This is a genomic window from Paenibacillus sp. JGP012, from assembly GCF_014203995.1.
Lineage (GTDB): Bacteria > Bacillota > Bacilli > Paenibacillales > Paenibacillaceae > Paenibacillus > Paenibacillus silvae.
This window is the reverse complement of record NZ_JACHKG010000008.1, coordinates 119,832-141,818: the sequence shown is the minus strand read 5'-3', so window position 1 is coordinate 141,818 and position 21,987 is coordinate 119,832. Positions and strand designations below refer to the sequence as shown.

At 47.1% G+C, this 21,987-nt stretch carries 23 protein-coding genes and 1 riboswitch; of the genes, 2 read left to right on the top strand and 21 right to left on the bottom strand.

Annotation, left to right across the window (positions count from 1 at the left end):
- The first annotated feature begins 32 nt into the window (after positions 1 to 32).
- Positions 33 to 674, top strand: coding sequence for a thiamine diphosphokinase (locus HNR77_RS12750; RefSeq protein ID WP_184184584.1), 642 nt, complete (start codon positions 33 to 35; stop codon positions 672 to 674).
- A gap of 303 nt (positions 675 to 977) precedes the next feature.
- The gene (locus HNR77_RS12745) at positions 978 to 1,478 is read left to right on the top strand and encodes a C40 family peptidase (protein WP_184184582.1); all 501 of its coding nucleotides are present in this window, start codon (positions 978 to 980) and stop codon (positions 1,476 to 1,478) included.
- A gap of 213 nt (positions 1,479 to 1,691) precedes the next feature.
- Here HNR77_RS12745 and HNR77_RS12740 read toward each other — a convergent pair whose 3' ends face one another.
- The 21 genes from HNR77_RS12740 to HNR77_RS12640 all read right to left on the bottom strand — a co-directional run bounded on the left by HNR77_RS12740 (position 1,692) and on the right by HNR77_RS12640 (position 21,969).
- Positions 1,692 to 2,432, bottom strand: a complete 741-nt coding sequence (locus tag HNR77_RS12740) for a response regulator transcription factor (RefSeq protein WP_184184579.1) — start codon at positions 2,430 to 2,432, stop codon at positions 1,692 to 1,694.
- Between the two features lie 76 nt (positions 2,433 to 2,508).
- Complete coding sequence (locus tag HNR77_RS12735) at positions 2,509 to 3,558, bottom strand: ThiF family adenylyltransferase (protein WP_184184575.1); 1,050 nt, start codon at positions 3,556 to 3,558, stop codon at positions 2,509 to 2,511.
- Positions 3,555 to 4,322, bottom strand: a complete 768-nt coding sequence (locus tag HNR77_RS12730) for a thiazole synthase (protein WP_184184573.1) — start codon at positions 4,320 to 4,322, stop codon at positions 3,555 to 3,557. The genes HNR77_RS12735 and HNR77_RS12730 overlap by 4 nt, the downstream gene beginning before the upstream one ends.
- A 53-nt stretch (positions 4,323 to 4,375) precedes the next feature.
- Positions 4,376 to 4,579: a sulfur carrier protein ThiS gene (gene thiS / locus HNR77_RS12725; RefSeq protein WP_111271708.1), complete on the bottom strand. Its 204-nt coding sequence runs from the start codon at positions 4,577 to 4,579 to the stop codon at positions 4,376 to 4,378.
- A complete protein-coding gene (thiO, locus tag HNR77_RS12720) occupies positions 4,576 to 5,853 on the bottom strand; it encodes a glycine oxidase ThiO (protein WP_184184570.1) in 1,278 nt (425 codons plus the stop codon). The genes thiS and thiO overlap by 4 nt, the downstream gene beginning before the upstream one ends.
- A 27-nt stretch (positions 5,854 to 5,880) precedes the next feature.
- The gene (locus tag HNR77_RS12715; RefSeq protein ID WP_221443822.1) at positions 5,881 to 6,609 is read right to left on the bottom strand and encodes a thiamine phosphate synthase; all 729 of its coding nucleotides are present in this window, start codon (positions 6,607 to 6,609) and stop codon (positions 5,881 to 5,883) included.
- 228 nt (positions 6,610 to 6,837) lie between these two features.
- A riboswitch (TPP riboswitch) is annotated at positions 6,838 to 6,947 on the bottom strand.
- 45 nt (positions 6,948 to 6,992) lie between these two features.
- Positions 6,993 to 8,546, bottom strand: coding sequence for an ABC-F family ATP-binding cassette domain-containing protein (locus HNR77_RS12710; protein WP_184184564.1), 1,554 nt, complete (start codon positions 8,544 to 8,546; stop codon positions 6,993 to 6,995).
- Between the two features lie 217 nt (positions 8,547 to 8,763).
- Positions 8,764 to 9,786, bottom strand: a complete 1,023-nt coding sequence (locus tag HNR77_RS12705) for a hypothetical protein (protein WP_184184561.1) — start codon at positions 9,784 to 9,786, stop codon at positions 8,764 to 8,766.
- Positions 9,773 to 10,327 (bottom strand): hypothetical protein, encoded by a 555-nt coding sequence (locus tag HNR77_RS12700; RefSeq protein WP_184184559.1) that lies wholly within the window; start codon positions 10,325 to 10,327, stop codon positions 9,773 to 9,775. Before HNR77_RS12700 ends, HNR77_RS12705 begins: the two co-directional genes overlap by 14 nt.
- Complete coding sequence (locus HNR77_RS12695) at positions 10,320 to 10,721, bottom strand: hypothetical protein (protein WP_184184557.1); 402 nt, start codon at positions 10,719 to 10,721, stop codon at positions 10,320 to 10,322. The genes HNR77_RS12700 and HNR77_RS12695 overlap by 8 nt, the downstream gene beginning before the upstream one ends.
- A gap of 16 nt (positions 10,722 to 10,737) precedes the next feature.
- Positions 10,738 to 11,223: an ABC transporter permease gene (locus tag HNR77_RS12690; RefSeq protein WP_111271715.1), complete on the bottom strand. Its 486-nt coding sequence runs from the start codon at positions 11,221 to 11,223 to the stop codon at positions 10,738 to 10,740.
- 75 nt (positions 11,224 to 11,298) lie between these two features.
- On the bottom strand, positions 11,299 to 13,365 hold the full coding sequence (locus tag HNR77_RS12685) for a hypothetical protein (protein WP_184184555.1): 2,067 nt from the start codon (positions 13,363 to 13,365) through the stop codon (positions 11,299 to 11,301).
- The gene (locus HNR77_RS12680) at positions 13,362 to 15,188 is read right to left on the bottom strand and encodes a P-loop NTPase family protein (RefSeq protein WP_184184553.1); all 1,827 of its coding nucleotides are present in this window, start codon (positions 15,186 to 15,188) and stop codon (positions 13,362 to 13,364) included. The genes HNR77_RS12685 and HNR77_RS12680 overlap by 4 nt, the downstream gene beginning before the upstream one ends.
- Before the next feature lie 7 nt (positions 15,189 to 15,195).
- A complete protein-coding gene (locus HNR77_RS12675; protein ID WP_184184551.1) occupies positions 15,196 to 16,026 on the bottom strand; it encodes a CpaE/TadZ family protein in 831 nt (276 codons plus the stop codon).
- Positions 16,023 to 16,739 carry a hypothetical protein gene (locus HNR77_RS12670; RefSeq protein WP_184184549.1) on the bottom strand — a complete coding sequence of 239 codons (717 nt, stop codon included), beginning with the start codon at positions 16,737 to 16,739 and terminating at the stop codon, positions 16,023 to 16,025. Before HNR77_RS12670 ends, HNR77_RS12675 begins: the two co-directional genes overlap by 4 nt.
- A 29-nt stretch (positions 16,740 to 16,768) precedes the next feature.
- A complete protein-coding gene (locus tag HNR77_RS12665) occupies positions 16,769 to 17,785 on the bottom strand; it encodes an SAF domain-containing protein (RefSeq protein ID WP_184184546.1) in 1,017 nt (338 codons plus the stop codon).
- Positions 17,786 to 17,811: 26 nt separating this feature from the next.
- Positions 17,812 to 19,296 carry a serine/threonine protein kinase gene (locus HNR77_RS12660; RefSeq protein ID WP_184184543.1) on the bottom strand — a complete coding sequence of 495 codons (1,485 nt, stop codon included), beginning with the start codon at positions 19,294 to 19,296 and terminating at the stop codon, positions 17,812 to 17,814.
- A 185-nt stretch (positions 19,297 to 19,481) separates the two neighbouring features.
- Entirely contained in the window at positions 19,482 to 20,531 is a 1,050-nt protein-coding gene (locus tag HNR77_RS12655) for a 23S rRNA (cytidine(2498)-2'-O)-methyltransferase RlmM (RefSeq protein WP_184184540.1), read from the bottom strand.
- Between the two features lie 6 nt (positions 20,532 to 20,537).
- Positions 20,538 to 21,317 carry an ABC transporter ATP-binding protein gene (locus tag HNR77_RS12650; protein ID WP_221443821.1) on the bottom strand — a complete coding sequence of 260 codons (780 nt, stop codon included), beginning with the start codon at positions 21,315 to 21,317 and terminating at the stop codon, positions 20,538 to 20,540.
- A complete protein-coding gene (locus HNR77_RS12645) occupies positions 21,314 to 21,631 on the bottom strand; it encodes a thioredoxin family protein (RefSeq protein WP_184184537.1) in 318 nt (105 codons plus the stop codon). Before HNR77_RS12645 ends, HNR77_RS12650 begins: the two co-directional genes overlap by 4 nt.
- Positions 21,628 to 21,969 (bottom strand): cyclic-phosphate processing receiver domain-containing protein, encoded by a 342-nt coding sequence (locus HNR77_RS12640; protein WP_184184534.1) that lies wholly within the window; start codon positions 21,967 to 21,969, stop codon positions 21,628 to 21,630. The genes HNR77_RS12645 and HNR77_RS12640 overlap by 4 nt, the downstream gene beginning before the upstream one ends.
- Positions 21,970 to 21,987: the final 18 nt, after the last annotated feature.

Here is a 21,987-nt window from a genome sequence, read left to right as displayed (position 1 = left end):
TCCTCTATATAATAAGGAAGGATGAAAATAGAATGGATTATAAACGTATCGTGATTTTTACAGGCGGTTTGCTCGCTAAAGAGTTCCTTCAGGAAATCAAGGCCGATGACATCGTCATCGCAGCTGACCGCGGAGCCCTGTATTTAATCGAACATGGAATTAAACCACATATCGCTGTAGGTGACTTTGATTCTATCTCCGAAGCAGAACGGGAGATCGTCAGCCGTAATAGTGTAGAGTTTATTGCATGTGATCCTGTGCATAAGGACCTTACTGATACAGAAATGGCTTTTGAAACAGCTCTGGATCAGGAGCCTACCCATATTCTCATCTTTGGAGCAACAGGTACACGAATGGACCACACACTTGCGAATGTTCATATTATGGTTCGGGCTATGCAGCATCATATTACATGTGCACTGCAGGACGAGCATAATTATATGACGCTGACCACCTCAAGTGCTGTTGTAGAAAAGCGTGGATATACATATGTGTCACTTCTTCCTTTAACGCACGAGGTTACCGGCATATGTCTTGAAGGATTTATGTACCCGTTGGATCAGGCAACAATCCGCATGGGACAGTCCCTGGGGATCAGCAACAAGCTGTTAAGTGATTCTGGCACAGTGACAATAGACAGTGGTCTTCTGTTGATTATCCAAAGCAAAGACTGATTTTTCGCTCAATCACCTGCTGAGCCGTCTTTAATTATTACGTTTTTGTAACCTGTATTTTGGAGATAAAAACATAAACAAACAACGAAATCCCCTTGATAATCAAGGGGATTTTTAATTTCATTCTATTATATCATTCGTCAATGATTAATTTTTTGACATTTTTAATCGTATTTTAATAAACGTAGTAAAACTACTGATCTATCAACCTTTTCGCTTATGTATCCAATTTCTAGGTTGTTACAAACCTGTTATACTCGCTCTAGCAACTTAACGAAAACGAATTTTGGAGGTAATAACAACATGAAAACAAACTTCTTGATCCAAAAGGCCGTAACCGTCGGGTTGTGCGCTACACTAGGTTTTGGAGCTGTACTAATGACAAATGCACCTGTGGCACAAGCCGCAACAGCATCTGTATCGACAGGACAACAAATTGTTAATTATGGTAAGAAATTCACAGGAACTCCATATAAATTTGGTGCTTCGACTACAACTACCAAGTACTTTGACTGCTCTTCATTCATGAAATATATTTTTAAAAAGTATGGTGTAGACCTTCCGCGCACGTCCGTAAAACAATCCAAGGAAGGCAAGTTTGTCTCAAAAGCGAATCTTCGTGTAGGCGACCTGGTCTTTTTCTCTAGCGGTAGCCGCTCCACCGGTTCGAACATTACTCATGTGGGTGTTTACGCTGGCAACGGAAAGATTCTTCATACGTATGGCTCTCCAGGCGTAACGCTGTCGGATCTGAACTCTGGTAATTGGAAAAGAACTTACATTACAGCTCGTCGCGTACTTTAGTACGCCTTTACCTTACAATTGAATAATGATACGTGACCGGGTCATATTGACCCGGTCTTTTCTTATTTAACTGAAAACCGGAATAGATTAATTCTGTACCCATTTAGTCCAGTGTTTCTGTACTATATATTTACCCGATATGCCGTTCCGTTCAAACTGGATAATGGTGGATGCTCTCCTTTTAATACAGAGATCCATTATCCACTGATTTCATTATCCGTATAGCATATATCCAACCCCCCGCACCGTCTGGATCAGTTTTGCATCTCTCCCTTTATCAACTTTGCCCCGCAGATGTTTAATATACACGTCTACGACATTTGTATCCATCGCAAAGTCATACCCCCATACCTCACGTAAAATATCACTGCGCGTGCAAGCTTCATTCAGATGTGTCGCTAAATATTCCAATAATTCATATTCTTTGGGAGTCAGATTCAAGTACTGCCCCGCACGGCTCACTCTGCGTGAACGAAGGTTGATTTTGAGGTCCTGCACAACGATGATTTCCTCCCCATCATACGAAGAACTGGCAAAAAGCCGAAGCAGACTGCGTATTCTGGCTAACATTACCTTCGGATGCAGTGGTTCCTCCATGACGTCGTTTGCTCCAAAATCAAGCCAGTCAATAAATCGCTGCGGAGAAGCCTCGGGAATAATAACAAGAACAGGGGTCACGTTTCCTTGATTCATCCATTTTTTCAAAGTCATTCTATTCTGCACGCTTCTCTGAATATCTGCTGTATCCTGATCCACAAGAATGATTAACTGTTCCCGAGCAGTATCTGGTTCCCGCGACTTTCCTATTTCAGACCAGTCAAGCTGCCTCACTTCATAACCCTCTTCTTGCAAAATATGCTCTATGCGTTGGGCTGTCTCACCCACACCTGCTAACACAATCGCTGTTTTCATACATCTCACCCGGCCCGTCTGTTTTCCGCCGCTCTCTGGCATGCATTGTACCGTTAGGATGCCTTAAAAAGAAAAAGTCCATTCCCACCGGGAACAGACTTTAAAACTTTATCATGTTTTAGCCAAAATAGCGATGTACCAAAGTACGCGCCTCGGCCGTGTCTTTTGTACCGTGAACGAGAACACGACCATCCTGAAAAATGACCAATCTATGCTTACCTGTTGTCAATGACACCAGAAAAGGATTGCTCTCCACTTTTCCTTCTTCAAGCCGAGTCAGACGATCAGCTGTCTGCTGAAGATCAAGCCGCATGGGCCGCGCAGGACGAATCTGCACAGTGTCCCTGCCGCAAAGTACATCCGTTTTCTCCAGATTGGATGCCGAAAGAAACGGATACGTTGCAGATGAGCCGCATGAAGCACAGTCCTGCTTTTTCGCTCCATCCACATTAATGGATATGTACTCGTTGCGCCACACGTCAAAGGACAACAGCTTTCGTCTAAGAGCAGCTGTGTTGCCACTAAGCAGCTTCATCGCTTCCGCTGTCTGATTCGCCGTTACCATCTGCACCGCTTGAGGAATGATTCCCGACGTATCACAGGTATCTCCGCCAAGAGGCACTTCACCCAGCAGACAGTTCAAACAAGGTGTCTCCCCGGGCAAAAACGTATACGTAATCCCGTAGCTGCCGACACAGCCCCCGTAAATCCATGGAATCTGATGCTTCTGAGCCATATCATTAATAAGTAACCTTGTATCAAAATTATCGGTTGCATCCATAATCAGATCGGCATCCGGGATGAGCTCTTCCAGTTCGTCTACGCGTACATCCATCACCTTGGCTTTAATGTGAACGGTCGAGTTAATCGCAGTTAAACGTTTAACTGCCGCCATAGCTTTGGGCATGCGATCTATTGCATCCTGCTCAACATAGAGCTGCTGCCGCTGCAGGTTGCTCCATTCCACATAGTCCCGATCGACAATGGTAATCTGCCCAACACCAGAGCGAACAAGCGTTTCGGCAATACCTGTTCCAAGTGCGCCTGCTCCAATAATTAATACCTTGCTTTCCTTTAATTTGGCCTGACCCTCTGGGCCGAGAGGTGCATATCGCTCCTGTCTGGAATAACGATCGGCCTGCTCTGCTTGGTATAACTGTTCTGTCATGTATGAACCATTCCTTCCGCCGGACTGCTTGCTGCCGCATAACGCTTCACAGGGATCATGCCTGCCGTATACGCGAGCCTTCCTGCCTCCACCCCGAGCCGCATCGCTTTGGCCATGCTGACCGGATCATGAGATCCGGATACCGCCGTGTTCAGCAGTACACCGTCCGCTCCCAGCTCCATGGCATAAGCAGCATCCTTAGGTGAGCGCAAACCTGCATCAACAATGACGGGCACAACAGCCTGCTCAATAATGATTTCCAGGTTATACGGATTAATGATACCTCGGCCCGCACCGATCGGAGAAGCACCCGGCATCACTGCATGAACTCCCAGCAGCTGCAGTCGTTTAGCTAATATAACGTCGTCCGAAATATAAGGCAGCACGGTGAAGCCCTTTTCCAGCAAAATGCTGCAAGCCTTGTACGTTTCAAGCGGATCAGGAAGCAGTGTTACCCCGTCTCCGATGACTTCAACTTTTATCATATCACAAAGTCCTGACGCCCGTGCAAGCTCCGCGATCCGCACCGCTTCATCTGCAGTTGAGGCACCTGCCGTATTTGGCAGGAGTGTATATTTACTTAAATCCAGCGTGTCCAGAAAATGCTGCTTACCCGCCTCCTCCAGATTCAAACGGCGTACCGCAAAGGTCAATATCTCTGTACCCGAAGCTTCTACAGCCTGGCTCTGAACTTGCAAATCCGTAAATTTGCCTGTTCCCAGCAGCAGTCTTGAATTAAATTCATATTTTCCGATATGAAGCATATCATCACTCTCCCAAGATTAATATGATTATCTATGCTGCGATCTGTCTTAAATTAGCCTCCACCGACAAAATGAACAATTTCGATTCGATCGCCTTCTCTCAGCGCTGTTGTTTCATGATGATCCTTTGTCAAAATGTTACGATTCAGCTCTACAACAACCGTTTTCACTTGCAGGTTAAAGGATTGCAGCAATTTGTCCACCCGATTCAAATCATCATCAATCTCCATCTTCTGTCCGTTCACGATAATGTTCAACGCACAACTTCCTTTCTGTTCAATCGATTAGGCGATAAGGCTTCAATCCCAATATCCTCAGCACTTTTGCCCTCCAGCATGTCTGCAATCCAGCGTCCGGTTACCGCACTGAGCAATATTCCGTTACGGTAATGTCCATAGGCAGTAAACAAACCAGGCATGTTTTCACATTCTCCTATATACGGAAGACCATCCGGGGTTGAAGGTCTTACACCTGCCCATGTCCGCAAGAAATGAGCTTCTTTGATTCCCGGTACCCAGCTGCTTGCCGTACCAAGCAATCGTTGCACACTATAGGCTGATACGCTGTGATCTTTTTTCCCGGGCCAACTCGTAGCCCCGATCCACACCTCTCCATTCGCTTTTGGAACGATGTAGACATCCTCCGCATAGAGCGTGCGATCCGGTTTGTAAGCTGTTTGGTCCGCCGGAAATTGAATCGCAACTACCTCTCCTTTGACCGGAGTTGAAGGCAAGTTGATACCAGCCTGCTGCAGCAGCGTTTCACCATCCAAGCCAGCAGCTATAATTACGTGTTTACAAGTGACATTTCCCTTCGGGGTAGCAATTCCTTGTACACCAAGTTGATTCACTATTAATTGAATATCCTTGACGCCTTCCCATATCCGGGCGCCCATCCTGTGTGCTGACCTCACATAAGCTCTGGTCAACGACACGGGCAGAATTTCACTCTCCAATGATCGGTAATAAGCACCATACGTATCCCGATTAAGCCAGCCAGCTTCTCGCTGCACCGTATTTCTATCCCACCAAAGCTGTTCCGTCAGTGGAAAAGCCCTTCGATTTTCCTTATAACGACTTAGTTCACTGTATGATCTGAACGGTGTGATGAATCCGCTCTGCCTCAACCCAAGTTCCATGCCCGATAGAGTAGATAATTGATCCTTTTGACTGTGCAGCAATGCTCTGCTTTCAAGAGCAGCCTGAGCAATAACAGGATGAGTAAATTCCTCACTATCCGCAGCAAGCATTCCCGCTGCTGCACAGGAGCTTCCGCTGGCAATCTCGTTTTGCTCGATCAGAAGCACATCGTGTCCTCTTCGTGTCAATTCAAAGGCAACAGCGCAACCTATAACGCCTCCGCCAACAATAATGGTTTCTGCATGAAGCTTGCCTGATGATACATATTGCGGGATACTGGCAGTTTCATATGAAGTATCGGATTCAGAAGTTTCATCCGATCCATAGCATGCATTCCATCTGGATTGATCATCAGAACCTTGATCCGGTGAGACGGTTCCTCGCTTTTGCATGTGTTCATCTCCTTGATTTCGAAACATTCATATTACTCTTTCTGCAGCCTGTTTTATAAGACGGATCGCATGAGCCGGGTCCTCATGCTGAAATACACTCGAGATCACAGCAGCGCCACGGGCTCCCGCTAACCGCACCGCCTGAATGTTGGATGCCTGGATACCACCAATTGCAATGACAGGAATGTCAACGCCTGAGCATACTTCAGCCAGCGCCTCCAACCCCCTGGGCGTTAGATCAGGCTTGCTGCGGCTTGTATACACATGCCCGAAGAACAGGTAATCTGCACCGTAATCCGCTGCCACACGTGCCTCATGTATGGAGTGCACCGATACTCCCAAGCGCATCCGTTCCCCCTTATTCACAGCATTCATGCTCTCTTCCGCCTTCGTCAGCATCTTCTGGCTCCAGTGCGCCCCTCGGCAAAATTCGCTGGGCACAAACGGATTGGCCCCGTTGATGACAATACGTGAGGATGGAACTCCTGACTCTGTCATGTGCCTGGCCCAGATGAAATGCTGCTGCAGCGAGAGCTGTTTTTCCCGGATATGAATGTAATCCACCCAAGGCCATATCTGCTTGACAACATTCAGTACAGTGGTTCGCTCACCTTTATTGGTAGACACAATATGCATTTCAAAGGAAGAGTCATCTTGGCAACATGTCGGGCTGCATGTGTCTATTTGTTTTGGAGAGCGATCGATCAGCCGTTTATTCTTTTCATTTCTTTCTGCCGCAAGCCCTGTTGTGTTCACGTTGTCCTCCCTCTCATCCGTTCAGCATTAAGTACGGAAATGACATAACACAAAAAAGCCACTCCCGTAGGAGTGGCTGCGTATAAACAAAGGTTCAGGTTAAATAACGAGCGTGCAGCTAATACCTGTTAAACAGTTAAGTCCATAACCGTTCGGCGGTAACTCATGCCTGCATCACTGTATAGTAAGGTTCCTGTTCGTTCATAAAAGGATCACTTACTGTCATTATGCTGAAACGCGCCACTTCCCTACGCTGGTATGATCCAGATCAGGTGCAAAGGGTCCGGAATCGCATTCTTCCATCTCAGCCGCATCGTGCGGCCCCCCTAGTGTTCATATGAAGTTGAAGTTGTAGCCTATATTACCACAGTCGGATTTTTTTGTCATCGTGCTTTTTCAGACCATTCTTCCACATTCCACGTTTTGGTGACCCAGCCTTCGTAAAAATCTGGTTCGTGGGATACAAGCAAAACGGTTCCTTTGTATTCCTTCAATGCACGCTGAAGCTCGGCCTTCGCAGTAACATCCAGATGGTTCGTCGGCTCATCAAACAGCACCCAGTTGCTTTCACGCATCAGCAGCTTGCATAAACGGACTTTAGCCTGCTCCCCACCGCTCAGCATGTTCAAAGGACGTGTAATATGTTCATTTTTGAGACCGCACCGGGCCAGATGTCCCCGTACTTCATTTTGAGTCAGATGAGAAAACTCATTCCATACATCGTCAATCGGCGTGATATTTGCAGCACGTACTTCCTGCTCGAAGTATGCCGTCTCCAGGTAATCGCCGAGAAAGGTTTTACCGCTAATGGGCGGGATTTTACCCAGAATTGTCTTGAGCAGTGTTGATTTACCCACACCGTTACAGCCCACAATAGCAATCTTCTCTCCGCGTTCGATGGTCATCGTCATCTTTGGCAGGAGCGGATACGTATAACCAATTTCAAAATCAACACCTTCAAACACGGTTTTGCTGCTTGCACGGGCATCCTTGAATTTAAAAGTTGGTTTTGCCGCTTCGTCCGGACGATCAATCCGCTCAATTTTGCCAAGCTGCTTTTCCCGGCTTTTTGCGCGTCCCGAGGTGGATGCACGAGCTTTATTCCGCTGAATAAAGTCCTCCTGCTTTTTAATATATTCCTGCTGCTTTTCATAGGCGTCAATATGCTGCGCCTTCTGCATATCCGCCATCTCCAGAAACTTCTCATAATTGGCAGCATAGCGTGTGAGTTTGGCAAATTCCAGATGGTAAATCACATTCACAACTTCATTCATAAATTCTGTATCATGTGAGATCAACAGAAAGGCGTGCGGATAGTCTTTCAAATAACGCGTCAGCCATTCAATGTGCTCTACATCAAGATAGTTTGTCGGCTCATCCAGCAATAAGGCAGTTGGCTTCTCCAGCAGCAGTTTTGCAAGCAACACCTTAGTGCGCTGTCCACCGCTCAGGGCAGCAACGTCCCGATCAAGACCAATCGCATTTAACCCCAAACCGTTTGCCATCTCTTCCACTTTGACATCAATCAGATAAAAATCGCCCTGCTCCAGCTGCTCCTGAATTTCACCCATTTCCTCCAGCAGCTGCGCAAGTCTGTCCGGATCTGCATCGGCCATCTGATCGGTGATCTGCATCAGCTCCTTTTCCAGCTCAAGCAGTGGCAGAAAAGCATCCTTCAATACATCACGAATCGTTCTGCCAGGGGTCAGCTTTGTATGCTGATCCAGATATCCATAACGGACTTTAGGCGTCCATTCTACTTTACCACTGTCTTTCAGCAATTTACCCGTAAGGATATTCATAAGCGTTGATTTGCCTGCACCATTGGCTCCGACCAGGCCGACGCGCTCTCCTGCAAGCAGACGAAAAGAAACATTTTTAAATAATGTACGGTCTCCAAAATTGTGACTGACATTCTCTACAGACAATAAACTCATAAGATGAGGCTGCTCCTATCTATTTACATTACTTTAGGGCGTGTCTTGAAACCTACTGAAGTGCATCTTTTACCGCCTTTTCGCCCCCTGCTGCGTCACTTTCCCTTGACGTGCCCCGGCACGCCTGCGGAAAACTTCCTTTCTTGGAATGAAAATTCAGCAAAATCTGCTTCCTTCAGAGTTTTCAGACACGCCCTAGTTAACTTTTTTTGAACCTTTATTTTAGCACAGGTTCTGTCTTTTCTGAAAGTAATGAAAATTGTGCAGTGCAATTATATTCAAAATAACCTTGAGCCGCTGCCTGCCTCGCAGTTGTAAACACCTCTTGAGCAAGAAAGCCAGGATTGCAAGTGGCAGGATAATGATATTTAATGCCTGTTGCGGGATCAAGCCCACCAACAACTGCTGTTTTTTTGACCAGTCTGCCCCCGCCAATCGCAAAATTGTTCATTCTCTGATCCCCAACTGCAATTCCCTGCATAAAAGCGATAAAACCGATGTCATTGATCGAGTTGTACCACTCTTCCTGCGAAATCAGGGGCATTGTGAATACATAGGACACACCATTTTTTCTTGCAAACTCATTATGCCGATTAATGACCTCTGCAAGCTCGTCCTGAACACGAGTCACGATTCGACTACGCCGTACCTGTTCAAATACAGTTGAATCCTGAAGCAGTCTGATCGTGCTGTTGCCAGCCAGTTCTTGCTGGAAGCCCTCGATCCATTTACCTGTGCCAGCATCATATGCATACACATAACGATCAAGTGTAAAATTAATGCTGTTCCCATCCGAATCTGTATATGTATAAGGCCTTTTGGGGCTCCACACCTGTCTGAAGGACTGCTGCATATCCCCGGTCATCTCGTTTTCTTTGGCTAAAATATAATAACCGTCATAATCCAGTACAACGATGGCTGGAATGTAATCAAACATATGCTGAATAGCCGGCAGATCATCCTGAATTCCCATATTTAAAGCCATCGTTTGTGTAAAGGTGGACAATGCCAGCTCCTTATCCGCTCTGACAAACTTGGCAGAATCATAAGCTGCCTCCGCATGCGGTTTCTCGTTCTGATGCATAACTGCACCTGCATCCATCACTGCGGTTTGAAGTGCTTTTTGGTAACGGGTTGCAAGCAGACTCGCCTTTTGTGCATCATTCGTATGAAGTGTGAGCATGTAAAAGAACGGGAAGAAAATCAATACAAACACGATGCCAAGCTCAGTAATCTTCATTCAGCACCATGCCTCCATGTGCAGTAAAAATCGCGGCCGCCTGCGCCGTACCACCTTGCAGCCATTCCCGAATAAGCATGAAAGGTGTACGATTGGTGCTTTTAAGGCTTACAGAGAAAAAATCTCCCACGCTTAGCGTATATCTGCGCCCCGGATCATCCATTGTCAATGTGCCTGACACCGGAAAGAGGCGTTCCCGGATCTGGGATAAATAATAGCCGTCATGAACGACCTCATAGGTTCCCGTAAAACTGCTCTGATTCATCGGGTCTGTATAACGCGGTACATATTTTTTATGTAAATGCTCCATGGAGAGTTCATAATTGTTACCCGTCTGCGCTAACTGCTCTTCAAACTCTGCCAGCATTTGAGGAGAAATATATCCTTTGGTCCGCACAGCATCAACGAAACGAGTGACACTCTGGGACGCAGTCATCCGTGCAATGTCATCCTGACGTTGAGCCGTCTCGGCTGCAGGATAAATATAAAGCAGCAGGACGGCCAGCAGCACAGCCAATAATTTGGACGCTGCATTAATCATTGCCTTCTACCTCCTTCCGAAAAGAGAGCTTTAACAGTTCTCCGGCGGCGCTTCGGTTATACACAGGCAGGTAACTGCCTTCCAGTTCAACCGGAATTGTGGCTGACGGATCAGCAAGCGGATCAATGACATATTCATGACCATCTACCTCCACCTGAACCCCGGTGCCTGTCATTTGCCGCACAGTATGCAGCACTTCAGCTCCAGTGTACCGACTCAGCTGACTTGAATGCAGCGTCGTATGGATTCTGCCATCCATTGCTGTAACGCTTGCTGCTCTTTCATTCAGGACGCCCATTAAAATAGTGATGTTTCGCTGCCCGTACAGGCAGGCTGCCACAAAAAGCACAACCGCCGTACAGAACAGCATCAGATGCTGTGTATTGCGTGACATGTTATACCAGCTCCAGTCAAGACTGCTGGAAAATCAGCCCTCTCACAACGTTGGAGCGGTCCTTGATGATAATAGCCTTGAACTTACCACTCGGATTAACATATTGATTGTCTTTTTCACTCATCGTCTGATTGATGCTGCCTACCTTCTCATCTGGTGCAAGCACAGAGCCATAGTCCGCGTTGTTAATGTCCTGAGAGATGTTGAGCTGATTGCCATACCATTGTCCACCTCTATTTTTTCCTGTAATTACTTGAATGCCGAACTGGTCTTTGTCCGCGTATTTACGCAAAGCGTTTGTCACCTGTGATCCGCTGATGGTTGTCCCGTCATATACGGTAAATGCAGCCTGGGACAGCTCTGTTTGAATATCTGCAAAGTTATTTTGCGCTGTTTTGGTAGCCTCCTGCGCTGATATAAACAACAACACCACAATCGTAATCAAAGCGATGGTCAAAAAGATTCCTGCGGCTACCTTCAAGGCACTTGATGCATTATTCATAAATGAAATACCCTCCTGTAATTTATATTGGTTAATTAACCTGTCTCCAACTGCTTCGCGAATCAGATCCGTATGCTACAGCTTCTGAATTTGTTCATAGTACATGTTCATCTGCACAAAGCTCATACCGACCAGCGGAATGACCAGATACAGAAAAATCAAGGCATACATCGGTGCGAAACCGATTGTTCTTCCCCAGCCTGCTTTAATATCAATCATTTTGCTGTACTCCTGTTTACGCTGTTCAAAATAAAAGGACATCATGCTCTCCAGATCATCGAACGCTTCACGGATAGAGATTTTACCCAGCGCAAGCTGCAGCTTATCAATCAAACGCTGAAACTCAGGCAACCCCACCTCCTCTTTTAATTGCTCAAGCGCGTCTTCGGGACCATGCTCGAAATGTAACAAACACTTTTGCAGCGGCCTTTTGAAAATGACAGCAAATCGATTCAACCATTCAACCATTTCCTCTACAGACATGCGATCCATCTCACGCAAAATCGAAATCACCGTTTGAAACTGATAGATTTCATGCCGCATGTCCATGCTTCGCATCTTACGCTGGAACAACATAAGCCAGATCGGCAGATGATAACCGCATAGAGCAATACATATGGCCAAAACCACTTCCCACCAGCGCATATACTGCTTGTTATACGATTCGATCTTTTCCATAATGCGTGTAACTGCTTCCGTCTGGGCATCGTGATTCTTTGCAAGCGGTGCAAGCTGCTGCATTGCTTCGGAAATATCCTCGTACGAAACTCGGCGCTGCATCCCCACGTACCCCATAACCGAACGGTCCAGCTGCGTCTTGTCTTCAGCCACCTTCCGATCTGCTTCAGACATCGCACCGAACATGCGGTCATCCCTGATGGGATCATACAGGATGTGATTACGCTGAACCTGGTGCAGCAGAAGTATAAAACCTATAGTCAGAACCAGACAGCTGACAAATAACATAAGTCTGCGTATCGCCAGCCATTCGTATTTCAACTCGGTACTGCTCTCTCTCATGAGCCGGATGGTCTGATGATATGAAGCAGTGCCTGGCTTGGGGGTGAGCAGCATAGCCAGTCTTCGTAAAAAGAGCTGCTTATACAAGAAGCGATCCAGTCTGGAATGCTTTTGCCCGGAACGATAACGAGTCTCATCGTACTGCTGAAGCCGCTGCAGCAGCAGGTAGGCAACAATGATGATCACGTAAATGGATATTTTCGTGATAAAACCAAGCTTGCTCCGATAAAACTCATCCATAGTAGGGAAACTGAGCCTGGCCCATCGCTCAATCGGACCTGTAAACAGTACAGGAGCAAGTGCAATCACATTTAATCCTTGCAGCATATAGTCGAGTCGATCACGTCTCAAAATCTCCAGATGAATCTCCTGAGTCAGATGACTTAATCCTTGAAGATAAATAGATCCCTGCTCCTTGTCCTTGTCACCAAACTCCATAACCATATAAGAAATACCAGCGAATCCTTTCAGAAAACGATTGGGCGCAATCTCGTAATAACGCTCCAGCGCTTCATTGGGATCGGGAGAAGTCAGTGCTTCATAGATCAGCCTTACTTGCTCAGCAGCTTCCCCTGTTCCCGCCTCGGCGGCTTCATATAATGCTTCCTCTACCATTCCATGCTGATGATACCGATGTCTCACATCTGCAAACAGATCAAGCATCTGTACAAGCAGCTTCTTCTCCATCCGGCTCAGGCACATATCGAGCACAAGACTATTTAAAACAACGGCGCAGAGAATGGACAGGATAACAAAAGCAAGTCCCGGCTGCAGCCAGAACAGCACAATACTAACACTTCCATACCCGCCTAAAATGATAAGCACAATACTCATCGTTAGCCGTCTGAGCGTAGGTTCATCCCTGGCATAGCGATAGGAGATTCTTTTTCTGACCTGTAAAATATAAGTCGATATCCCAGGCACCTTTATGCCAAGCTGATATGCCTTCAGCAGGAGGGAACCCCAGCCTTTATATCTCTTGCCACGAATGGGAATGACAAGGGCAGCAGCATGTATCGGTGGTGTCCCTTTTCTCCGCAGTGCATACAGGATCATCTGGGTAATAACCAGGCCAACTGAACAGACACCTAATACCAGCAGCAAGAGCCACTTAACACTCATTGGCCTTCCCCCCAATGCTGCCCGATGAATCGAGCGAAATGTTCCGCATCCTGCAGTGTCATCTGCTCCCGCATCTCCGTTATGCTTGAAAGGGAAAGCGCCGCATTAGCCACATATTTCCCGTTCCGATACTCCACAACATTACGAGATGCAAAGCCATTCCTCTCTTCGGCAATTGCTGCAGGGCCAGCATGTGGAATACATTCGGTGATTCGTTCAATATATCTGCGTCCTTCTGCATCCTTTTTCATGTGAACATCGAAATTAATCACACTGACGACCTGTTCCTCTGCAATATGTTCATGCTGGAACATGCCTGTTTTCAGCAGTGAATTGCGAAGTGAAAATACCAGATCACGAAATGTTTTGGCATGATGCGTAAACAGGGTAAACAGGGAGGCCACTTGAGACATCTGGATCATCCATGCAGCCACCTCATCACTTGCTACCTCACCGAGAATGTTCACTGTACCATCTGTTTTTTTCTGCAAATCCAGTCCCTGCTGTCCAGATATATGCTCTGTCTCACGAAAACTGAGAATGTTACGGCGGCTGTAAATCCGTCTTAATTGCAATTCAAACGCCATTTCCTGTACCCTGAGGGTGTATGAAGCATAAATGTGCTTGACCATAGCCATCAGTAATGTCGTTTTGCCAGACCCTTGTGCACCCGTCACTGCTGTAATCCGGCTGCCTTTCATCAAATATTGAAGCAGTTGGATTGGTAACTGCGCGTTGTTACCTGTAATCAGCTGTTCAAGTGATGCATTGGGGATATCAAATTTTCGTACAAAGAAAGCCCAGGATTCGGCAAACGGCGGACGAACCACAACAACACGTGAGCCGTCTTTCATTTCATTGACTTTATAACCACTAGCCTCCGACAATTGACCAGGATAGTTGTATTTGTATATGTTTTGACATACACGCTTCAATTCCCGGGTGCTGCCAAAGCTTAAAAAGGACAAATGAATCGACTTTCCTTTATAAAATATCCAGACACTTTGTACGCCGCTGAGCGGTTCTTCATACTGCTGATCCTCGAAAGCATGCTCCAGCAGGTCATTCCAGGAAGCAGGAGTATAATGATAATGATTCATATGTGGAAGCACATCTGGAATCCCGCTTACCCCTCCGCTTACCCCGTCAATCCGTTGGTCACGAATCTCATCTACAACCGAGAATCCTTTATAGCTCTGGTAGATACGTTGCACAATAATTTCGACCTTTTCTCTGAATTCCAGCTCGCGATACTCACATTCAAAGACATACTGGATATCCTGCTCGGAAATATAATAGCTTCCACCATCTTCAGAATTCGTTTCCAGCCTGAGTTTACCCAGATCATACGTGTCAATCATTCTGGAGAGTGCATCCGTACCAAATTGCTGACGATATAAATAAAAGATAATTTCAAAACGATCCTGTGCAGTTAAGCGTTCAGGCTCTGCAAACATCATAACTTCATCAGCATTAGACTTGTTCAGACCAATCGTTCTTGTCAGCAGATCTGCGATCAGGTTTTTGACATACGTTTTGTCACTGATGCTTCCCGATACACACCCCTTCAGTGCTTTTCTCATCTCGGCACGCTGATTTACTCTGCGGCGATACTCCTCTTCATGTAAACCCGCATCCGCAAGCTGACTGTGGCTTATTTCATGTAATGAATGTTTAACCTGATTAATTAATGATTCAATGGTAAGAGCTTCTCGTTCAGGTAATGCTTCACTTTGTTTCCGAAGTACGGCGCGATACTTAAACCAGATAAAATACAAACCGGCTATAACAATCATCGTTATGCCTATCGAATTCATGAGCATTGGAAATTCAAGCTCCCCTTTCCAGCCTCTTCAGTACAGTACGCATCTCCGCACCATCCATCATCAGGCGGGCAAGCTCACCCAGACCAGCGGCAAAACTCCCTTTACGGGCATGTTTGCTATCTCCCTGAATCTCAAGCTGAAGATATCTGGCCGCATCTCTGCGATTCATAGCATCCAGGCAGCTGGTAGTGTACGGGATCGCAGACAAACTCCCCTTATATTTGAAGCCACGCTTAATATTAGAGAGAGTTGCACGGGATTGTGAGTCATATTTATTAATGAGCACATGCACTTTCTTTTCACGAAGCTGATCCGGCATAATCTGCCCAAAGAACTTTTCCAGGTTCCTCATATCCTGATTCAGCACAGCAACAATACAGTCTGCTTCCCTTAGCATTAGCGGTGTATCAACATGGTCATGAGGCGCATCCAGAAGAATCAGATCGTAACATTGATTAGCCGTATGCAGCAGTTTTTTGAGCATCTCCTCTTTGAATCCGGCGGAACGCTCGCCCCTGTTCTGACTTCCGGTGAGCAGATCCAATCGATCCTTCAGAAGCGGCTTGGTGTAGTCTCTTAAATTGTGTTTGCTCAGATTACCGCTGATAAACAATCGCTCTACAGCATCCAGACCGTTCTCTTCAAAAGAAAGCAACACATCGGATGAAAATTTTTCCTCCTTAAACAAACTTGCTTCGATACCCTCGCCTGCCAAGCCTGTATTCACCAGCAGCACTCTCGTTCTATACTGGAGTGCCAGCGCGTAAGCACCGATTAGAGTACTTGAGGAGCAGCCCGTTGCAGGAAAAGGGCTCCAGAAGGTGATTATGCTCATGCCCTCATCCTCCCCGCTGCTTTCATTGCACGGCGACTGTGCATGCGCTCCCAGCCAGTGAATTGCTGCACAACACGACATAACGTTTTTTTGTAGTTTCGCGATAAATGCCCCAGTTCTACCCGTTGATAATGCTCATTTTCCAGCTTAACGGCTGCACTCAGCTCGTCCCACGGAAGGATCAGCGATTCCCCGGTCCAAGTGAAGGGACTTCCCTCCAGATAAGCCCACAGATAATGCGCTTCAAGCTTGCAGTCCACGCCATTGATCAGCATGCGCTGGAAGGTCAGCTCTGGAGGCAGCTCCTGTTCAGCAAGCAGCTGCTCCAGCCATGCTTTGCCGCGTTCCAGATTGTACCTTTCATAATCACTTACCCAGACACGCACCTCTGCCGCAAGCCACAGATTTCGCGAAGCAAAGTGTAACGTCTCCAGGTCGTATAATACATAATCATATCCTTCCATACTGTCGCCGTTTACCTGTAAATGCTGCTCTACTGCCGTTGAAGTCACAAATTGACATGCAATATCAAAGCCCTCAAATTCCACAATTCGCAGTGACTGATGACGATGATCTCCAACACTGTGTCCATATTTTTGCTGCAGCGTACCATCGACAAGCAGAACACGCTTACCCGTTGAAGCAAGTATTTTGCACAGGTATAACATTAAATCATGTTTCTCACATAAACCTGCCAGCATCCATATATGCACGAAAAAGCACTCCCTTCTTGGCTCAAAATCTACTCATTTCCCGTTAACAGTTGCTGCTGCTCATCAAGTGTCGAGGAATCGAGAACATTTGATGCGTTCCCCGCTTGATCCGATGTACTTCCTGAACCATCGTTCCAAAAGGTTCCCGCCGATGATGACTCTTGTGCGGACGGTCTTTTGTTATATGTAACCGACGATTGTGCAACATCCTGTTCTACGCCTTTGGATGGTGCAGACATGGAAGCAGCTAACGAGCTTTCGAGCGAGCTGCGGACCTGTCTGGTTAACTCCTGTTCGGCATGCCGCACAATGTTCGGATCGCTCTCCAGCAGCTTTAACACTTCGGAATTGGCTGGATATGTGGGAATAGCCGCTGTCTGGAACTGTGGTTCAACATACGTCAGAGCATAGATTGAAGCTTTATGTAAGTAAGCATCTACGATTGCGCTGGACAGTGACAAAATCTCTTCTTCAGTCATCGTAACCCATAAAGTTGCTGCATTTAGCCGCTCCACTTTTTTCTTGGATAACAGAATATAATCCTGTCCGGTTGGAAACTGAATCCGTATATCGATCATATCTCCTTTAGCCAAAGAGGAAGGCAGCAGTACCACCTGCAGCTCGCGGTTTCTTAAATCGGATGGAGCCGGCGTATCTTCATAGACCATTTCGGTCGTAATCGCTGTTCCTTTTTTCAGCTCAATCTTGGCTACCTGACCCTGCAGCTTCTTTGTACTGGACCACAGATTTCGAGGGGCCTGCGCATCAGGTATTGCTACCAGCTTCAGATCATCGGGCAAGACAGGCTCACCAGCTTCAATATCCCTGATTGTTACCCAGCCCTGAGCTCCTGAATTCCACTGCTGTAACAATTCAGCCTGCTTTTCCTCGTATGCTGACGCGTAACGGGCTTCAATCACTGACCTGACATGCTCGGCAGTTTTGACCTCATATATCACGTATCCCGCAAAGAACATACCCACCGCTCCAGCTCCAATCAGCCCTGCGTAAATCCGCTCACGACTTTGTTTTCTTAATTTGGACAAAAGAGGCTCTCCTTTCGTTATCTTCTCTATTCAACTGGTCTTCTTCGTGAAAAAAAAGAACGTTTTCTGGGCTGCCTTGCCAGCAGATGTCCCAGAATATGTGAAAACACCTTATCCATATGTGAGTCCTTGTCAAATGGGTCCAGCTGCAGCGGCAGTCCGTAAACACTGGACGTATCCAGATTTCTGCGTACACGCTCCACAGCCTCTGCTGCAGCAAGCGGAAGACAATATATCCATTTATCTTGGGGATAGCGGTGATGTGTGCGGACAAAAGCAGTAATCTCGGCCTGTTTCCATTCTGCACCCGACCCGACAACGATGGGCAGATCCGCACGTAGAAACTCTTCCAGCCGATTCTGGTCCTGACCGCTCCCGAGATCCATTACAATAAACTGGTAGCTGCCACCCAGCAGGGATAAAATATCCGCTCGGCCAGACTGCTTCCAATAATGCACACCGTCCACGGCAAACTTCCTTCCTGTCGATACAGCTTTCCCACCTTGCACGACTTGCTGAATGCGAGCAAACGATTGGGAACGTGGTGACATCTCAATCACAGCAACCTTATAGTTCTGCCGCTCCAGAAAATGGCTGATGGCTATTGCGGTGTGGGTCACTCCTGCTCCGGCAGAGGTTCCTGTTAATGCTATAACTCTGGTCCCTCCACTAAACATCAGCTGTGAATCAGAAGCAGAGGCAATAACTGCCGCTCCCGGTATTCGCAGAAGCTCCTTCCTCACCTCATCAGCCGTTTGGAATCGTTCCTCGGCGTTATGCCTTAACAGTCGCCTTGCTACAGGAATATAGGTGCGAGGCACATCACTTCGTATCGAGCTTTCGACCCCTTGAATCCATTCGGTATAAGCTCCGCTTGTCATCAGATATAACATTAAAGCGCCAAGACCATACAGATCAGAGCGGGCATCCGTTTGCCCTGAACCATATTGTTCGGGTGCTGCAAACCCTGCGGTTCCCAGCTTGATCGTATCCTCTGTATGCTGCCTTTTGTAGCTGCGAGCGATGCCAAAATCAATTAAACGCACTTCATGCTCTGGTGTAATCATAATGTTAGACGGCTTCATATCCCTGTAGATGACAGGCGGGTTCAGATTATGCAGGTAACTCAGTACATCGAGCAGCTGAAGCAGAAATTCAGCAAACTGCTGTACCGGGATTTGACCCCTGCACTGCTTGATGTAATCGCTAAGCGTCAAACCCTCGATGTACTCCATCACCAGGTACGTATACCCTTCTTCATCAGGTGCGAAAAAATCAACAATTTGCGGAAGTCTCGGATGACGCAGCGATGTGAGCAGCGCCGCCTCCCTTTCCACACTCCCCTCGTAAGGCATCTGCGTTATACTCTCTTTCACAGCCCAGATTTTCCCTGGCAGCTTCAGATCCTCTGCCTCATACACGTGGCTCATCCCGCCTGATGCCAGCACCGACAGGATACGATATCTTCCTCCCAGCAGGCTTCCGCGTTCCAGCCTGACCGGATATCTCATAGGTTTACCTCCTTCCACACAGCACAAAAAAGGGAAAGCTTCACCGAAACGAACCAACCAGCATGCTGGTTAAGTTCACTTCGGGATGCTTTCCCTCAAAATTTGTAACGTTATGGTTAATATTGGTATCATTATAGTATACAGCATCATTCGTTGTAAAGCAGAAATTTCATAACATATACGATTTAATATTTAATCATATAGAGCGTGATCTCCTCACGGTTATGAAACAGCTGCTTCGAACGCTGAATCTGCATGCGTGAACGCTCAAACGTATCAATGACTTCCTTGATCAGCGCGAGCGGTTTCTTATGCAGCAATTTTACGGTTACAATAGCGGTCCCACCAGATTGCAAGCTGTATAACAAATCCGATACGAGCCTGCTCATCAGCTTGGGACTCCAGCTCATATCACATACAAGCAAGTCGAATTCTCCTTCGCGGAAGCGGACATCGCCTGCATTTTTTTTCAAAAACGTCAATTTGGGCGAAGCCAGCAGAGTTGCATCCATTTTGGCAGGATCAACAGCAGTCACTTCAAGTCCGCGCTCCAGCAGGAACGATGTCCAGCCTCCTGGCGCTGCCCCGATATCCAGTGCTTTGTGAAAAGAAGTAAAATCAATGCCAAACGTTTGCTCTGCTTCAAGCAGCTTGAACTTGGCGCGTGAAATCTGTCCTTCTTCCTTCTGGAAACGAACGGCCCCGCCGCTCCAGTCGGACAGATTCTGTTCAGGTCTGGACACACCGGCATATAACATGTCATCCGCAGCAAATACCGAGATAACATACTCGGCGTCCCGAATAACCCACTCACATCGGAGTTCATCCAGCTTCTCTGTCAGCGCTTGTTTCAAGGAAGCCGCATTTTCGCGCCAGAAAGAAGCTTCTGTTTTACGCGTTTGCAGAACGACCTGAGCACCGAACAATTGCTTATGATTTAGAATGAAGGCCACCAGTTTTTCCAGCGACTGCGCAGCATCTTCTGTATTCTCCTGAAATTGCACAGGCTGAATATGACGTAAAAACGTTGGAGACTCCTGCAGCAGCCTGACCGAAACCTCTTCCTCTCCAGCAGGCAGGCCAGCGAGTAGAATCTCACCTGGTACCAGCACAGTGCTCTTCACTGCTCCGAATGCTCGGCGCAGCTCCTCCTGAGCATAAGGCGCAAAGCCATGATTGGCAGTGCATATGAAACGGGAAAAGTTGCCTTCTCCCCATGACGATTGTTTACTCAACTTGTGTTACCCTCCAGAACGTACGCGTATCCACGGCCGGCCTTCATGCCACTGTATATCCACCGGGATATCATACGTATGCTTAATTGTTTCTTCTGTTAATACCTCATGCTTCGGCCCCGCAGCCGCAATCCGTCCGTCACGAATCAGAGCAACATGTGTGAAAAGAGGTACGATCTCCTCCACATGGTGAGTAACGTATACCACCGTCATATTTCGCTGGCGCAGACGATCAATCTCGATCAGCATCTTCTCGCGTTCATACAGATCAAGACCGGCACAGGGCTCGTCCATAATAAGCAGCTTTGGCTCAGCCATCAATGAACGTGCCAGCATGACTTTTTTGCGCTCTCCCTGGGATAACGTGCCCAGCGGCTGATTCGCCAGCTTGGTAAAACCCATGTCGTGCAGCAGCTGCATGGCCTTGTTCTTTACTTCATCAGGAATCGTCTGGTAAAAGCGTAAAAAGGCATAAGCTCCTGTAGCGACAACTTCCCACACCGGATCACGCAAGGTCAGCTTTTCAATCAGCGTTTGACTGATATAACCAATCTCTTTGCGAACCTCCCTGACGTCGCATTGTCCATAAACATTGCCGAGCACTTCAATACGACCTTGACTTGGGAAAAGATATCCGTTCATCATCTCCAGCAGCGTGGTTTTGCCTGAGCCATTACGGCCCAGAATCACCCAATGTTCACCTGGTTCGATTCGTAAATGTACGTCTTCCAGAATCTGATGCTCTTCACGGCGCAGCGAAATTTTCTCCATAGCGACAATACTCATCTCACTACCACCTTCCGAATTTCATTCAGCAGATGCTCCACCGAATTCATGCGATACACCATCGAGGGTACATCCATTTCCCCATTAAACAGCATCAGCGCAGGTACGCTTGAAATCTGGAACTGCTGCACGAGTTCAGGAATGTCATGAATGTTCATCTCATATAAAATGTTGTCAGGAAGCATATGCTCTGTGACCTCCAGCATACGGCGAGCCGCCGCGCACGTTCCACACAACGGAGTATAGATAAAAACAGCCTGAGGCACGCCTTCCCATACACCGCGCATTAGCAATTTCGATGTGATCGGCTTCATAACTTCTCAGCCTCTGCAGCCACACGCAGCATTACTTCACCCGTCATCGGCCCGTTATGAATAACCACCGAATCAGGTTTGTTGCTGTAAAGCATCTCGTACATCTGACGTTTTCCATACATACTTGAAGTATGTAAATAGATTTGACGCGGATACAGCCCTTCTCGTACAATCGCTGCAGCCACTTCACCACCGTTCATCGAATCCGGCCCAAGCTCATAATCCAGCGACAGAATGTCTACATCCCCTTCTCTCAGGAGCATAAGACATTCCTCAGCATTGGTTGCCAGTACGAACCCTTTTGGACAAGAACGATAATCATCCAGAAAAACATGCATCGTCTCGCACCTCCCCAA